This is a genomic window from Enterococcus sp. AZ171, assembly GCF_051714005.1.
In the GTDB taxonomy this organism is placed as follows: Bacteria; Bacillota; Bacilli; order Lactobacillales; family Enterococcaceae; genus Enterococcus_B; species Enterococcus_B pernyi.
The window spans coordinates 1,301,118-1,316,286 of sequence record NZ_JBIORA010000001.1 but is presented as its reverse complement, the minus strand read 5'-3'; the positions used below and the strand labels follow the sequence as shown (position 1 = coordinate 1,316,286).

15 protein-coding genes are annotated in these 15,169 nt (G+C 40.7%); 3 read left to right on the top strand and 12 right to left on the bottom strand.

Features of this window, described 5'->3' with window-relative positions:
- The first annotated feature begins 77 nt into the window (after nucleotides 1-77).
- Nucleotides 78-833 carry an enoyl-ACP reductase FabI gene (gene fabI / locus IGJ49_RS06405; protein WP_010735584.1) on the top strand — a complete coding sequence of 252 codons (756 nt, stop codon included), beginning with the start codon at nucleotides 78-80 and terminating at the stop codon, nucleotides 831-833.
- Between the two features lie 66 nt (nucleotides 834-899).
- On the opposite strand, the gene IGJ49_RS06400 is transcribed toward fabI, so the two are convergent.
- The gene (locus IGJ49_RS06400) at nucleotides 900-1,913 is read right to left on the bottom strand and encodes a branched-chain amino acid aminotransferase (RefSeq protein WP_137072360.1); all 1,014 of its coding nucleotides are present in this window, start codon (nucleotides 1,911-1,913) and stop codon (nucleotides 900-902) included.
- Nucleotides 1,914-2,090: 177 nt separating this feature from the next.
- Here IGJ49_RS06400 and IGJ49_RS06395 point away from each other — a divergent pair, with 177 nt between their 5' ends.
- Complete coding sequence (locus IGJ49_RS06395; protein ID WP_010735586.1) at nucleotides 2,091-3,008, top strand: mechanosensitive ion channel family protein; 918 nt, start codon at nucleotides 2,091-2,093, stop codon at nucleotides 3,006-3,008.
- Nucleotides 3,009-3,287: 279 nt separating this feature from the next.
- Here the strand turns inward: IGJ49_RS06395 and cbpB are convergent, their stop codons facing one another.
- From cbpB to IGJ49_RS06355, 8 genes are all read right to left on the bottom strand, one after another.
- Nucleotides 3,288-3,794 carry a cyclic-di-AMP-binding protein CbpB gene (gene cbpB / locus IGJ49_RS06390; RefSeq protein ID WP_010735587.1) on the bottom strand — a complete coding sequence of 169 codons (507 nt, stop codon included), beginning with the start codon at nucleotides 3,792-3,794 and terminating at the stop codon, nucleotides 3,288-3,290.
- Nucleotides 3,795-3,900: 106 nt separating this feature from the next.
- On the bottom strand, nucleotides 3,901-4,413 hold the full coding sequence (locus IGJ49_RS06385; RefSeq protein WP_438722801.1) for a metallophosphoesterase: 513 nt from the start codon (nucleotides 4,411-4,413) through the stop codon (nucleotides 3,901-3,903).
- Entirely contained in the window at nucleotides 4,414-5,766 is a 1,353-nt protein-coding gene (gene rph, locus IGJ49_RS06380) for a ribonuclease PH (protein ID WP_034691725.1), read from the bottom strand. It abuts the gene before it with no gap.
- Nucleotides 5,766-6,593: a glutamate racemase gene (racE, locus tag IGJ49_RS06375; protein ID WP_349521364.1), complete on the bottom strand. Its 828-nt coding sequence runs from the start codon at nucleotides 6,591-6,593 to the stop codon at nucleotides 5,766-5,768. The genes rph and racE overlap by 1 nt, the downstream gene beginning before the upstream one ends.
- Before the next feature lie 212 nt (nucleotides 6,594-6,805).
- Nucleotides 6,806-7,462, bottom strand: a complete 657-nt coding sequence (locus IGJ49_RS06370) for an amino acid ABC transporter permease (protein ID WP_010735591.1) — start codon at nucleotides 7,460-7,462, stop codon at nucleotides 6,806-6,808.
- 14 nt (nucleotides 7,463-7,476) lie between these two features.
- Entirely contained in the window at nucleotides 7,477-8,124 is a 648-nt protein-coding gene (locus tag IGJ49_RS06365; protein WP_023519564.1) for an amino acid ABC transporter permease, read from the bottom strand.
- 12 nt (nucleotides 8,125-8,136) lie between these two features.
- Nucleotides 8,137-8,952 (bottom strand): transporter substrate-binding domain-containing protein, encoded by an 816-nt coding sequence (locus IGJ49_RS06360; protein ID WP_010735593.1) that lies wholly within the window; start codon nucleotides 8,950-8,952, stop codon nucleotides 8,137-8,139.
- A gap of 13 nt (nucleotides 8,953-8,965) precedes the next feature.
- Nucleotides 8,966-9,703 (bottom strand): amino acid ABC transporter ATP-binding protein, encoded by a 738-nt coding sequence (locus IGJ49_RS06355; protein WP_010735594.1) that lies wholly within the window; start codon nucleotides 9,701-9,703, stop codon nucleotides 8,966-8,968.
- Nucleotides 9,704-9,956: 253 nt separating this feature from the next.
- Here IGJ49_RS06355 and trpS point away from each other — a divergent pair, with 253 nt between their 5' ends.
- The gene (gene trpS / locus IGJ49_RS06350) at nucleotides 9,957-10,970 is read left to right on the top strand and encodes a tryptophan--tRNA ligase (protein ID WP_010735595.1); all 1,014 of its coding nucleotides are present in this window, start codon (nucleotides 9,957-9,959) and stop codon (nucleotides 10,968-10,970) included.
- A 70-nt stretch (nucleotides 10,971-11,040) separates the two neighbouring features.
- Here trpS and pheT read toward each other — a convergent pair whose 3' ends face one another.
- The 3 genes from pheT to IGJ49_RS06335 form a co-directional block, all read right to left on the bottom strand.
- Nucleotides 11,041-13,461 (bottom strand): phenylalanine--tRNA ligase subunit beta, encoded by a 2,421-nt coding sequence (gene pheT, locus IGJ49_RS06345; protein WP_010735596.1) that lies wholly within the window; start codon nucleotides 13,459-13,461, stop codon nucleotides 11,041-11,043.
- 4 nt (nucleotides 13,462-13,465) lie between these two features.
- Nucleotides 13,466-14,509 carry a phenylalanine--tRNA ligase subunit alpha gene (gene pheS / locus IGJ49_RS06340; protein ID WP_010735597.1) on the bottom strand — a complete coding sequence of 348 codons (1,044 nt, stop codon included), beginning with the start codon at nucleotides 14,507-14,509 and terminating at the stop codon, nucleotides 13,466-13,468.
- 308 nt (nucleotides 14,510-14,817) lie between these two features.
- Complete coding sequence (locus tag IGJ49_RS06335) at nucleotides 14,818-15,159, bottom strand: winged helix-turn-helix transcriptional regulator (protein ID WP_019724054.1); 342 nt, start codon at nucleotides 15,157-15,159, stop codon at nucleotides 14,818-14,820.
- Nucleotides 15,160-15,169 lie beyond the last annotated feature (10 nt).

Sequence of the window (15,169 nt, the reverse complement as noted above, 5' to 3'; positions counted from 1 at the left end):
TAAGAAATCAAGAAGTTATTTTTTTGCACTTATATTATCGTCAAACAAAACTTTTATTGAATCAAAGGAGTGTCTATATGTCTTTTTTAGAAGGAAAAAAAATCGTGATCATGGGTGTTGCGAATAAACGCAGTATTGCTTGGGGTTGTGCAGAAGCAATGATGCAACAAGGCGCTGAGATCATCTATACGTACCAAAATGAACGGATGAAGAAATCGCTAGTCAAATTAGTCGGTGAAGATGCCTTCACTGTAGAGTGTGATGTTGCTAGCGATGAGAGCATCGAAAAAGCGATGGATACGATTGGTGAATATGCCGGTGAGATCCATGGTTTGGTCCACGCTGTTGCTTATGCCAACAAAGAAGAGCTTTCAGGTAATGTTTCTGATATTTCAAGAGATGGTTATCAATTAGCACAAGACATCAGCAGCTATTCATTGATCGCTGTATCGAAGTATGCCCAAAAGTACTTAGCTCCCAACAGCGGCATCGTAAGTATGTCTTATCTTGGTTCACAACGAGCGATCCCTAACTATAATATGATGGGAATTGCAAAAGCTTCACTAGAAGCTGCCATTCGCTACTTAGCCGCTGAATTCTCACCTAAAGGAATCCGTGTCAACGGGATCTCTGCTGGTGCGATCAAAACGTTAGCAGTTACTGGTGTGAAGGATTACCAAAAATTGATCGAGTTATCCGAATCACGCACCCCCGATCAACAAGGGGTGACGATCGAAGAAGTCGGAAATACTTGTGCTTTCTTGATCAGCCCCCTATCTAGCGGGATCATCGGTGATATCATTTACGTAGATAAAGGTGTTCACTTATCTTGATCCAATAAAAAATCAGCCCTCCAATGTGAGAGCTGATTTTTTTGTAGTTATTTTTAAAGCCAGTCATTATTCGACGACTTCGATCCAACCTTCTGGTGCTTCGATATCCCCAAACTGGATACCCGTCAATTCATCATATAAACGCTTAGTTACTGGTCCTACTTCTGTCTCACTGTAAAAGACATGTAAATCATTTTTATAGTAGATTCCACCAATCGGTGAAATCACCGCTGCGGTTCCACACGCACCTGCTTCTGCAAATTGATCAAGTTGATCGATGTAGATGTCTCCCTCAACTGCTTTAAGCCCCAAACGTTCTTCCGCAATCTGCAACAAGGAATACTTCGTAATACTTGGTAAAATCGAAGGCGATTGCGGTGTGATGAACTGGTTGTCTTTAGTGATACCAAAGAAATTCGCCGCGCCGACTTCTTCAATTTTTGTGTGCGTCGCTGGATCTAGGTAAACGCAATCTGAATAATTTAATTCTTTCGCTTCAGTCCCCGGTAATAGACTTGCTGCGTAGTTCCCTCCTACTTTGGCAGCTCCTGTTCCATTAGGTGCCGCTCGGTCATAGTCAGAAACGATAAAGTTCGTTGGTTTTAATCCACCTTTGAAATAGGCTCCTACAGGCGTACAGAAAACAACAAACAAATACTCAGGCGCTGGATGAACACCAATGTTTTCTCCAACCCCGATCAGGAAAGGCCGTAAATACAACGTTGCTCCTGAACCATAAGGTGGCACAAAGGCTTCATTTGCTTTTACGACTTCTTTTACTGCATCAACAAACATTTTTTCTGGAACCATGGGCATCAATAAACGTCTGGCACTCTGGTTCAAGCGACGACTGTTTTGCTCTGGACGGAATAAATTGACCTTTCCATCTTTTCTGCGATAAGCCTTTAATCCTTCAAAGCACTGTTGGCCATAGTGAAGTGCGGGCGATCCTTCATGAAGTGACAGATAATTATCCTCGGTCAATTCGCCTTTTTCCCACTCTCCATCTTTCCATTTGGCAACGTAGCGCCAAGGTGTTTTGATGTAAGAAAATCCTAAGTTATCCCAATCTATTTGCATGTTCATACCACCAATCGTCAGTTTTGAAATATTTTAGCACTATCTCTCCCATTTGTCATCGTTTATTTTAACCACTTGTTATTGCAAGTGTGATTGGTAGCTTATCTAATGATTTATTTTGATTTTTATGCTGTTCTTGTTACAATACAAAAGAGACTAATTAGAAAAGGGGATTTTATGTTTTCATTCATTGCAACAGCAGAAACAACAAGCTCAACTGGAGAAAATTTGACTGATCAAGCGGTTAGTCAACTCAATGCGTTCCAACGTTTTTGGAATAATATTGATTGGGATGGGATTTTTTCTACAATGATCCAAAAAGGATTATTCCTTATTTTTTTGATTATTCTTTTTGGCCTCATTAATCGAATCGGTAAATACTTGATCGACAAATCTTTTAAACAATATTCAAAAAAAACCGTTCTTAACGGTAGCCGCTTAAAAACGTTACAAAGTCTTTTAAATACCATTTTCAATTATACGATTGGCTTTTTCTTTATTTATGCCATCCTATCCGTGATCGGTGTGCCGATTGGTTCACTATTAGCCGGAGCAGGGATTGCCGGAGTAGCCATCGGTTTAGGCGCACAAGGCTTTATGAGTGATGTGATCACTGGCTTCTTTATTATCATGGAACAACAAATGGACGTTGGCGACTATGTCAAATTAACGAATCTTACGATCGAAGGAACCGTGGTATCCGTTGGTATCCGGACACTGCAACTCAAAGGTGTTGACGGTACCGTCCACTTCATTCCAAACCGTAGTATCACAACGATCAGTAACCTTTCTCGTTCCAATATGCAAGTCGTTCTTGATATTCGGATCGTTCCGGAAGAAGGCTATGATAAGATCTATGAGATCATTCAAAAAGTTAATGAAACGTTAGCTGTAAAATACGAAGAAGAATTACAAACTGAGCCATCGATCTTTGGATTGGTCGATATCGGCAACAGTAACTTTGCGATTCGGACAATTTGTTACGTTTTAAATGGTAAACAGTTCGAATTGAAAGAAGAATTTTTGAGTTCATATGTCAAAGAACTGACAGCTGCCGGTTACAGCATCCCAAATACACCGATCGTGTTGAAATAGTTTATGTAGTGTCTACGCTGGGAGTGGGACATTAGCCCTCTCCTACCATCTAAAACCGAATGAACAGAAGTGTTTAGGTTTGACCTCTTTTTTTAATCATTAGAAAAATGTCTAAAATGACTAAATTATTTGATTCTCAGGACAAACTTTATTCCCACTCGTGCCATTCCTTAATACTTCAAATGAAGCGACGTCCAGAAGTTAGAAATATAATCTAACTTTTAGGCGTCGCTTCATTTGTTTTATGTCTTTCTATTTTGTGAGTAGGATCAATTACCTTTAACTAACGATATCGATTCTTTCTCTTAAATCATCTACATCTATTTTTGGTGATACAATATTTTGACGTTCTAATTCGTGTACCATGTAATTGACTGCTTTCAATAACTCTTTTCGTGTGATGATTCCTTTGAACACTTTATCCTCTGTGACAACTGGCAAGAACGAAGCATCCACTAGTAAATGAAGAACTTCTTCTAGTTCCCAATTTTCATCAATGGTTGGTACATCGGTTTCCATTACATCAGCAACTGTTAGGCCTTCTAATGGTTCCATACTGATTGTTTGTAGGTCCATCATCTTATTGACAACATTCGACAGACTGACTAGACCAACAAAGCGATCATCTTTCCCTAAGACAGGGATTTTAGTGTAGCCAACTTTCGATAAAACTAATAGTCCATGCGATAACGGATGTTGATACATAACATTTGCCACGTTTTCTGCTGGAACCAAAAATGTCTCTTGATTTTGCAGTAATAACTCTCTTACAATTGGTCCAATCATGTATTGGCCCTCCATTTCAAATTCTTTCAATATCTCTATTTTACCGAAAACGGATGCAAAATCTATACAAACATTTCTTTTTTTAGCAAAAATTAGAGTTTGTTTGTCAGCGTTTATATTCAAATGCCATGTTATCGATTTTTTTGTGTGATCGATTATAGTATTGGACAGCAAGTGTCTCTTTCGTACTCTCAATGATTGCGTAAGCTGGGATTTGGATCATTCCTCGAGGTTGGGAAATGCTTCCTGGATTTAAGAACAAGATACCTTCTTCAAATTCACACCCTAGTTGATGGGTGTGCCCAAAAAGAGCAATCGTTGCTTGTTGCTCTTTTGCTTCAAGGGCTAACTGAGTCAAACCAAAGCGGACATTCGATAAATGGCCGTGCGTCATATATACCCGATCAAGCCCAGTATCTACAACTCGTTTGGTCTCAAAGTCTGTGCCGAAATCACAATTGCCTTGTACACCGAGATAAGTTTCCCAAACTTCATCTGTTGCGTCAAGTTCTGAATCGCCACAATGAAAGAAATAATCAACTTGATTTTGATACTGGGTCACCAATTCTTTGATGATTGCTCGATCCCCATGGTTGTCACTAACGACTAAATAGCGCATCTACTCCACTCCTTCCAACCATCCCTGCCAAACTTGGCTTAGTTTTGCCATAGCCAAGCCTCGGTGACTGTGGTTATTTTTTTCTTCACTTGAGATTTCTGCCGCTGTTTGAGTGTACCCATCAGGAATGAACAAAGGGTCATAGCCAAAACCATTTTCGCCTTTAGGTATCCGACCAATTCGTCCAGGCCACTCTGCTTCCACTACTAAACTTTCTTTATTTGGCTCAGCGAAAACCAACGTACAATGAAATTGTGCGGTGCGTTCTTCATCAGCTACATCGGTTAATTCAAAAAGTAATTTTGCGTTATTTGCCGCATCACTCTTATGTTCGCCAGCAAAACGGGCAGAATAAACTCCTGGTCTACCACCTAACACATCGACTTTCAGGCCAGAGTCATCCGCCAATACTGGCTGGTTCAATACTTGAGCAATCGTTTCTGCTTTTAACCGAGCGTTTTCTTCGAATGTTGTACCTGTTTCTTCGACATCAGGTATCTCAGGATAATCAAACAATGTTTTGACTGTATAGCCTTCTTTCGCAAATAAGGTACGGAATTCTTCTGCTTTGCCTGCATTTCGAGTAGCAATCACAATCGTTTTTTCTGTCGGTTCAGGCGTAGTGTCTGACCATTCACTCAACAAAACATTTTTTTGTTCAAAAATCAGTGATTCGATCGCTGTTTTGCCATAAACAAGCATTTCGTTCAATTGTTCACCATCAAAGGTAGCTTCTTCGCCTGTCCCTTGGATTTCCACAAATTTGCCCGATTCCGTCATCACTAAGTTCATATCGACTTCTGCTGCAACGTCTTCGTGATAATCCAAATCAGTCACACATGTCCCATCAGCTAAAATCCCTACACTGATGGCGGCTAAATGTTCTTTGATTGGATCATTCGCTAACACTTTTTTCTGTAATAATTTTTCGATAGCTAATCTTAAAGCCACAAATGCACCGGTAATACTTGCTGTTCGGGTGCCACCGTCTGCTTGGATCACGTCACAATCAACGATGATACTGCGTTCACCAAGTTTCTCGAGATCGACGACCGCACGCAACGAACGACCGATCAAACGTTGGATCTCCATCGTCCGTCCACTTAACTTACCTTTGCTGCTTTCACGACGATTTCTCGTATTCGTGGCGCGGGGCAACATACTGTATTCTGCTGTCACCCATCCTTTACCAGTCCCTTTTAAAAACGGGGGGACTGTCTCTTCAACCGTTGCCGCACAAATCACTTTCGTATCGCCAAAGCTGATCAAAACTGATCCTTCTGGATGCTTCAGCACATTTGTTTCAATCGTGATTTTACGTAAATCTTGGACATTTCTTCCGTCATGACGCATCATTGCTCTTTTCCTCCTAAATCAATCGATTCAACGATCAGTTCTTTTAATCCTAACCAATCTTGGGCAATCTCATGGAACATTTTAGCTGATCCTGTCGTATAAAACTGACAAAGCGTTCGGGCATTTTGTGGTGAATTACTGATTTCAAAATAGTCAAGTAACATCGAAACTTCGCCAATCGTTTCTGCTCCTGAATCGATCAGCATGACTTTATCCCCCATAACATTCTGAATGATCGGGCGAAGGAGTGGATAATGGGTGCAACCTAAAATCAAGGTGTCGATCCCTTTTAATTCTAATGGAGCCAAAGTTTGGGCCACGATTTTTTTAGCGACTGATGATCGGTATTCTTTACTTTCTACGACTGACACAAACTTTGGACACGCCAAGCTGGTGACTTTCAGTTCGGGTGCTTTATCCAGCAAGGCCGTCTCGTAAGCGGCACTTTTGACGGTTCCAATTGTTCCAATCACCCCTACTTGGTGATTTTTCGTTTGTTTGACTGCCGCTCTCGTTCCTGGCAAAATCACACCGATCACTGGAATCGAGAGTGTTGCTTTGATTTCTTCTAAAGCGACCGCAGTTGCCGTATTACAGGCAATCACAAGCATCTTTATGCCTTTTTCAACTAAATAATTCGTCATTTCCCATGTATAAGCGATCACTTGCTCTGCTGGTCTTGGTCCATATGGACAGCGCGCGGTATCGCCAACGTATAATATGTTTTCATTCGGCAATTGCTTCAATGCTTCTTTGACGACTGTAAGACCGCCAACTCCTGAATCAATAAAACCGATCGGACGTTTATCTGTCAATCGAATCATCCTTTTTCAAAAAAATTCTACCTTCTATATTGTGGACTTTTTGACGTGATTTATCAAGTCCTACAATCTGCTTTCCTGCTCTTTTTCCACATGACGACTCAACACGTGTCCCGATGGATTTTTTGGATAACGTAAGAAGGAATCCACAAAAAATTTTTAAAAAAATTTCGTGGATTCCTTCTTAATTCCCATTTAAAATACGATTTTTTCTACTAATAACTATACTTTCTTCTTTCTAGGTAAGAAGAAAGTAAAGAAAGTGCGTAACATACGACAAAATACATGAAAGTCATCATAACGAACATTGGTAAGACATAATTGGTATTTTGACCGTAGACGATCCGCGCTTGGTGTGTCAATTCTGGCAACGAGATGATCACCGCTAAAGAAGTGTCTTTGATCAACGAGATCAACTGACTGACGATAGCAGGGATCATTGACTTAAATGCTTGCGGCATGATGATCGTACGCATCGTTTCCACATAGCTTAATCCCGTGGAAAGCCCTGCTTCCATCTGACCTTTCGGCACAGCATTCAAACCTGCACGGAAAATCTCTGATAACATGGCAGATTCAAAAATCGTCAATGCTGCAACTGCTGACCAAAAGATGTTCATTTGGATACCGATTTGCGGTAAAGCAAAATAAGTGAAAAAGATGATCAGCAATAATGGCAGATTACGAATGATGTCGATAATCAAACCTACTATTTTTGATAAATAAGGAATACTCGCAAAACGAAGAACACCTGTCAGCCCACCGATCAGAAAACTAAAAATGATGGAGAAGAGCGAAACTTCGATCGTTACTTTTAGTCCTTCCAGTAAAAAGCGAATATTCATCCATGAAAATGCACCACTAAAATCCATTGAGATTCTCCTTTCTATGAACGAACTGCCCATTTTTTCTCAAGATAAACCATCAAATAAGACAATGGTAAGGTAATGATCAAGTAAAATAAACCGACGATGATATAGGTATCAAACGTGTTGAAAGTTTCACTAGCGATCAAATCCCCTTGATACATGATATCCAAACCAGCAACAATTGCTAAAATCGATGAATTTTTGACCAAATTGATAAATTGATTGCCTAATGGTGGGATAACGATTTTAAATGCCTGTGGCAATACGATGTAACGCATCGTCTCTGAGTAAGTAAATCCTGATGAAAGACCAGCCTCCATTTGACCTTTTGGCACAGTTTGGATGCCCGAACGAACGGTTTCTGCAATAAATGCGGAAGTATAGATCGTCAGCCCGATCGTTCCTGCTTGAAAACCATCAAAGCTGATCCAATAAAGTGGTAATACGACATAGAAGAACATCACGATGATCAATAACGGGATATTCCTAAAAAATTCAACATAGGCTTTCGCTAAACCACGAATCCATTTATTGTGTGACAATTGAAAAATCGCCATCAACGTTCCGATGATCAAACTGAATAAAAGTGCCAAGACACTTGATAGGATCGTTACTTTAAATCCATCAAGGAAGGCTGGCCCATAAGTTTGTATCAATTCACTCATTGTATTCCCTCCTTAATCAATTTTTCCCTGAGTCGTATCTGGGAACCATTTTTCATAAATCTTATCGTAGGTGCCGTCTTCAACCATTTCCGCTAATGCTTGGTTGACTGCATCTAAGAAATTTTCTTGTCCTTTGTTGATTGCAATACCATAAGGCTCTTTGGTAAATGTTCCACCTGCTAATTCATAGCTAGGGTTCTCCGCTGCCATTCCGAGTAAGATCGCATTGTCTGTCGTCATGGCATCACCTTGCCCCGATTGTAAGGCAGTAAATGCTTCTGCATAGTTCTCTAACTCCAAGATCCGCGCATCAGGTGCATGTTCTCTGATGTTGGCAGCTGAAGTCGAGCCTTTTACCGCTAAAACAGTCGTTTCAGCGTTTAAATCCTCCACACTTTTGATGGGACTACCCTTTTCAACGAGCAATGATTGTCCGGCGTCAAAATAAACTGAAGAGAAATCGACTTGCTTTTTACGTTCTTCGGTAATCGTCATCGTCGCAATGATGGCATCGATATTCCCATTTTTTAATAATGGGATTCTTGTTTTAGAAGTGACTTCGACAAACTCTGCTTTTCCGTCCTCTCCTAAAATCTTCTTCGTGATTGCTTTGGCGATATCGATATCAAACCCTTGAACAGTGCGGCTTTCGATATCCATCATCCCAAACAATCGTGTATCGTATTTGACACCCCAAATGATCTCGTTCGTTTCTTTACTACGAGTCAAAATATCTTTTTCTGCCAAACTGCTACCTTTACAGCCGCTCAATACTAGAAATACTAGCCCAAAAAGAAATAATAAACGAGTGAATGTTGTCTTACGCATATCGTTCCTCCTATCAATGATTGATTACTTTACTGATAAATTGTTTTGCACGTTCCTCTTTTGGATCATCGAAGAAATTTCGTACATCGCGACTATCTTCTAATACTTGTCCGTCCGCCATAAAAATGACACGGTCTGCCACTTCTTTCGCAAAGCCCATTTCGTGTGTGACCACGATCATTGACATGCCATCTCTTGCCAATTTTTTCATTACGTCCAATACATCACCGATCATCTCTGGGTCCAAGGCAGATGTTGGCTCGTCAAATAACAGCATTTCGGGATTCATCGCTAAGCCGCGAGCAATCGCTACACGCTGTTGTTGTCCACCAGATAACATGGAAGGATAGGAATCTTTTTTATCTAGCATATTGACTGTCTTTAAAAACTTTTCCGCATTTTTTACAGCAGTTGCCTCATCTTGTTTTAATACTTTGATTGGTGCCAATGTGATGTTTTCTAAAACTGTTTTATTGGGGTAAAGATTAAAATGTTGAAAGACCATTCCGACATTTTTTCTAATCTCCGTCAATTTTGTGTTTTTATCGCGAATATCGACATCATTGATCAAAAGCTTTCCTGAAGTGATTGTTTCCAAGCCGTTGATACAGCGAAGCATCGTACTTTTTCCTGATCCTGATGGACCAATGACAACGACAACTTCCCCTTTTTCAAACTCAAGATTGATGTTTTTCAACGCATGGAATTTGCCGTAATACTTTTCCACGCTATCAAATTTAATCATTGTCATAACATTACACTCCCATTATTATTTAGTAAGATTTCATTTAAAGATATATAATAGAACACATTATATCCGAAAGCGAAGCAACTTGTAAAGTTTCCAAGAAAATTCCTTTGTCCGTTTTCTTTTACCATTTGTATAAATAACGATTTCCTGACTGATTTTTTCAATGATTTTCGGTTTATCCTGTTGTTAATTCTGCAAAAAAACGGTAAGATATTAAGTATTAGTCTTAGAAATTACAAAGAGGTGTTCTTTTTTGAAAAATATTATTTTAACAGGAGACCGTCCTACTGGCAAACTACACTTAGGCCATTATGTCGGGTCTTTGAAAAAACGTGTAGAAATGCAAGCGGATGAGAACAATCAGTTGTTCGTAATGATCGCAGATATGCAAGCATTGACTGACAATGCGAAAGACCCTGAAAAAGTGTCTTCCAATGTATTAGAAGTTGCTTTAGATTACTTATCGGTTGGTTTAGATCCTGCCAAATCAACATTGTTTATCCAGTCGCAAATCCCTGAATTAGCTGAGTTGACAATGTATTACTTAAACTTAGTAAGTGTTGGTCGTGTGCGTCGTAACCCGACTGTTAAAACGGAGATCGAGCAAAAGAAATTTGGCGAAAGTGTCCCAACAGGCTTCTTTATCTACCCTGTCTCACAAGCTGCTGACATCACTGCGTTCAAAGCGAATCTAGTGCCAGTTGGTGAAGACCAAAAACCAATGTTGGAACAAACGCAAGAGATCGTCCAAAGTTTCAATCACACTTATGGAGAAGTACTAGTTGAACCGAAAGCCGTCTTCCCTCCTAAAGGAATGGGTCGTTTACCTGGGATCGATGGTAACGGAAAAATGAGTAAATCATTAGGAAATGGCATCTACATTTCTGACCCTGCGGATGTTTTACAGAAAAAAGTGATGAGTATGTATACTGATCCAAATCACATCCATGTCCAAGATCCAGGACAAGTCGAAGGCAATATGGTCTTTACGTACTTAGATGTTTTTGGTACAGACAAAGAAGCAATCGAAGAGATGAAAGCCCACTATCGTCGTGGTGGACTCGGTGACGTGAAAATCAAGCGTTACTTGATCGACGTATTAGAAGCAGAGTTCGCACCGATCCGCGCACGTCGTGAAGAATTGGCGAAGGACCCACAAGCCGTGATGGATATCTTACGTCATGGTAGTGAAGAAGCGGCTAAAGTTGCGGCAGCCACACTTTCTGAAGTGAAAGCGGCAATGGGCATCAATTATTTCAATCAGTAATCACACAAAAAAGCTGGAACAAAAATCATTGAATGATTTTTGTCCCAGTTTTTTCTTCTATTATTAAGGTTTAACGAATACTTGCATCAACTGTTTCTGTCAACGCCTTTTCAACCTTGCTCATTGCTTGGTTGATTTCTTCATCTGTCAACGTTGCTTCGGGATTTTCAAAGCTTAACGTATAGGCGACTGATTTATGCCCTGCTTCAATATTTGCTCCTTGGTAGACATCGAATAGTTCGACATTTGTCAAGAATCGGCCAGCAGCTGCTTGGATTGTGCGAACGATTTCTTGATTCGTCACTTGTTCAGCTACTAACATCGCAATGTCACGCGTCACACTTGGGAATTTTGTGACTGGTCGGAAAGTGATGCCTTTTTGTGATGCTTCCACAACTGTGGCTAAATCAAACTCTGCCACATAAGTTTCTGGAATATCGTAAGCTTTAGCAGTCATAGGATGCACTTGACCAACAAACCCGATCATTGTTTCACCTAAATAAATGGCCGCCGTCCGACCTGGGTGAAGTTCATCGATCGTTGTCAACGCTTGATAAGTGATTTCCTCATTGATGGAAAGTTGTTCGAATACATTTTCTAATATTCCTTTTACTGTAAAGAAATCAACCGCTTGTGGCTTACTTTGCCAACTCTTCTCTTCCCATGTGCCAGACACCGCAAGAGCTACGTGAGTGACTTCTTGTGGTAGATGAGTCAATGGATCGTTTTCTTGATAGAAGACGCGACCTACTTCATAAAATGCGACATCTGAATTTTTACGTGCCGTGTTATATTGGACGTTATCCAAAAGACCACTGATCAAGTTCATACGTAAGACAGAACGGTCTTCACTCATCGGCCAATCCAAGCGAGTGATGGCTGTTTCTTTCAAAGCGAATTGACGTGATTTATCTTCCGTTGTCAGTGCATAACTAATGGCTTCAGTTAGACCACTGCCTTCAAGTAATGTACGGATCTTTCGTGTTGTCGCTTGTTCTTGTGTCAAACTACCTGCAACTGTTTCGCCGCTTGGTAACGTTGAAGGTAAACGATCATACCCATAAATACGTGCCACTTCTTCGATGATGTCTGCTTCGATCTGGATATCCCAACGTCTTGGAGGTACAACAACAGTATAAGTTTCTCCATCGAGGTGATAGCCGAATCCTAATGCTTCAAAGATCTCACTTACTTCAGCGACATTTAAGATTGTGCCAAGGTACTGGTTGATGCGCTTCAATGTGATCTGTACTTCGACTTCTTTTGCTTGATACTCAGAACCTTTGACCGCTCCTTGTAACACTTCTCCTCCTGCTAAAGCAACGATCATCGCTGCTGCAACATCGCTTGCTTCGCCGACGGTTCCTTTATTGATGCCTTTTTCAAAGCGCGCAGATGATTCACTACGTAAATTGAAACGTTTGGCTGTGCGGCGAATCAAGATGGGATCGAATAAAGCGGATTCTAACGCAACGGTTGTCGTTGTTTCCGTAATCTCTGAGTCTTGTCCGCCCATTACTCCAGCTAAAGCCACTGGCACTTGTCCATTTGTGATGACCAAGTCTTCTGAAGTCAATGAACGCGTTTCGCCATCTAACGTCACGATGTTCTCTTCTTCTGCTGCATGACGCACCACGATTTCTTCTGAACCTAACTTATCATAGTCGAATGCATGTAACGGTTGACCGAACAATAATAAGATATAGTTTGTGATATCAACGACGTTATTGATTGGTCGGATTCCTTCATTCATCAAGATATTTTGTAACCATTGTGGACTCGGTTGGATCTTGACGTTTTCAATGATGCGGATTTGGTATGCTGGTACCAATTCTTCGTCTTCTACTTTTACCGCAATTTTCTCTGAAGCTTTACGTTCAACTTCTACTAACTTTTCATCATTGAATGTTGGTTTTTGGCGGTAGATCGCGCCAACTTCATATGCCACACCTCTCATTGATAATGCGTCGGCACGGTTAGGTGTGATCGATAGTTCGATGATAGCATCGTCCATATCTAGATAAGAAAAGACTGGTTCTCCATTGACCGCTTCTTGTGGCAAATAGTAGATGCCTTCTGAATATTCTTTCGGTACGACACTGTCAGAATAACCGATTTCTTGTAAGGCACAGATCATCCCATTCGAGACTTGTCCACGCATCTTGCCTTTTTTGATTTTGACATTGCCCGCAATCCGTGAATTTGGTAAAGCCACGATGACTTTGATTCCTGCTTTGACATTTGGTGCGCCACAAACGATTTGTGATAATTCTTCTTCGCCGATGTCGACTTGACAGATCGATAGATGATCCGAATCAGGATGTGGAATACATTCCTTCACTTCTCCGACAACGATTTTCTTCAAGCCTTCTTCAGGTACAGTTACACCTTCGACTTCGATTCCTGTGACTGACATTTTGTCTGCAAGTTCTTGCGGTGTCACATTTGATAAATCAACGTATTGATTCAGCCATTTATATGATACTAACATTCTTTTACTCCCCCTTGAACTGACTTAAGAAGCGCAAGTCATTTTGATAGAAATTACGAATATCGTTGACCCCATAACGTAACATTGCGACACGATCTGGGCCAAGTCCAAAAGCAAATCCGGAGTATTCTTCAGGATCGATCCCTGACATTTCCAAGACATTTGGATGAACCATACCAGCACCTAAGATCTCGATCCAACCTGTGTGTTTGCAGACGTTACAGCCTGAACCACCGCATTTGAAACAGCTGACATCGACTTCAACAGATGGTTCTGTAAATGGGAAGTAGCTTGGGCGTAAACGGATCTGGCGATCTTCACCAAACATTTTCTTCATCACGACTTCAAGTGTTCCTTTTAGATCACCCATCGTCACGTTCTTGTCGATCACCAATCCTTCGATTTGATGGAATTGATGGCTGTGTGTTGCATCATCAGTATCACGTCGGAAAACTTTTCCTGGTGAGATCATGCGTAGCGCACCTTTTGAAAAATCATGTTTTTCCATGGTACGTGCTTGCACAGGCGACGTATGCGTACGGATCAAGATTTCTTCTGAGATATAAAAAGTATCTTGCATATCACGTGCCGGATGGTCTTTTGGTAAATTCATTCGTTCAAAGTTATAGTGGTCTGACTCGACTTCATATCCTTCAACGATTTGATACCCCATACCGATAAAAATATCTTCGATTTCTTCCATGATCTGCGTCAAGATATGGCGTGTACCTTGTTTGACTGAGCTACCTGGAAGCGTTACATCGATGGTTTCTTTTTCTAATGCTTCATTCATTGCAGCGGTTTCCAAGACTGCTTTTCTTTCTTCGATTTCTTGTGTCAATAGATCACGGATCTCATTGGCAAAGCTTCCCACTTTCGGGCGCTCTTCGGCACTTAGATCTTTCATTCCACGTAAGACCTCAGTGATCGGTCCTTTTTTCCCTAATGTTTCGACACGAATTTGATTTAGTTCTTTCAAATCCTGCGCCTGCTTGATCTTGACGATCGTTGCTTCTTTCAAGCTTTCGAGTTGTGCTTGTAAAGACATGCGATTTCCTCCTTTAAATTCAACTACAAAAAAGACCTCATTCCTATCAAGGAACGAGGTCTTCGCGTTACCATCCTAATTTACGATCCCAACGAGATCGTACACTCATTTTAATAACGACAGACATACTGCCGGTCTGAAAAATCTCTCAGACGAACTCGGAAAGTGAACTTCATTTTTCAAACACAGGATCTGCTTTCAGTCCATGACAGATCTCCCTATACTGGTTTAGCCAAACTACTCTTTTTCGTCAACATTCTTTTTGTCTATTCAACTAAAAACTAGTGTACAAGATTTTTGATGCAAAATCAACTGCATTCTTCGGGTGTGACCCATTTCTCACTCCAAAGCTGCAACTGGACCATCGCTTTTTGTAGATCTGCCCCTTTTTCTGTCAGCATATATTCTGAACGACTGGATTCATTACACGAAAAATTACGGGTAACGATCTTTTCTTTTTCAAGCTCTTTTAATCGTTCGACCAAGACACGGTCACTGACCATCGGGATTTTTGCAGAGAGATCAACAAAGCGCTGCGGACCATTTTCGAGTAATACATCGATAATCAATCCATTCCATTTTTTCCCTAAAATCGAGAATGTTTTTTCAAATTTGGGACACAGAATGAATTCTGTCTGTGTTAGCTCCATCTTACTCACC

Excerpts from the sequence above, each read along its gene's own strand:
- fabI (WP_010735584.1), top strand. The coding sequence starts at position 78 with ATGTCTTTTTTAGAAGGAAAAAAAATCGTGATCATGGGTGTTGCGAAT.
- IGJ49_RS06400 (WP_137072360.1), bottom strand. The coding sequence starts at position 1,913 with ATGCAAATAGATTGGGATAACTTAGGATTTTCTTACATCAAAACACCT.
- IGJ49_RS06395 (WP_010735586.1), top strand. The coding sequence starts at position 2,091 with ATGTTTTCATTCATTGCAACAGCAGAAACAACAAGCTCAACTGGAGAA.
- cbpB (WP_010735587.1), bottom strand. The coding sequence starts at position 3,794 with ATGATTGGACCAATTGTAAGAGAGTTATTACTGCAAAATCAAGAGACA.
- IGJ49_RS06385 (WP_438722801.1), bottom strand. The coding sequence starts at position 4,413 with ATGCGCTATTTAGTCGTTAGTGACAACCATGGGGATCGAGCAATCATC.
- rph (WP_034691725.1), bottom strand. The coding sequence starts at position 5,766 with ATGCGTCATGACGGAAGAAATGTCCAAGATTTACGTAAAATCACGATT.
- racE (WP_349521364.1), bottom strand. The coding sequence starts at position 6,593 with ATGATTCGATTGACAGATAAACGTCCGATCGGTTTTATTGATTCAGGA.
- IGJ49_RS06370 (WP_010735591.1), bottom strand. The coding sequence starts at position 7,462 with ATGGATTTTAGTGGTGCATTTTCATGGATGAATATTCGCTTTTTACTG.
- IGJ49_RS06365 (WP_023519564.1), bottom strand. The coding sequence starts at position 8,124 with ATGAGTGAATTGATACAAACTTATGGGCCAGCCTTCCTTGATGGATTT.
- IGJ49_RS06360 (WP_010735593.1), bottom strand. The coding sequence starts at position 8,952 with ATGCGTAAGACAACATTCACTCGTTTATTATTTCTTTTTGGGCTAGTA.
- IGJ49_RS06355 (WP_010735594.1), bottom strand. The coding sequence starts at position 9,703 with ATGACAATGATTAAATTTGATAGCGTGGAAAAGTATTACGGCAAATTC.
- pheT (WP_010735596.1), bottom strand. The coding sequence starts at position 13,461 with ATGTTAGTATCATATAAATGGCTGAATCAATACGTTGATTTATCAAAT.
- pheS (WP_010735597.1), bottom strand. The coding sequence starts at position 14,509 with ATGTCTTTACAAGCACAACTCGAAAGCTTGAAAGAAGCAACGATCGTC.
- IGJ49_RS06335 (WP_019724054.1), bottom strand. The coding sequence starts at position 15,159 with ATGGAGCTAACACAGACAGAATTCATTCTGTGTCCCAAATTTGAAAAA.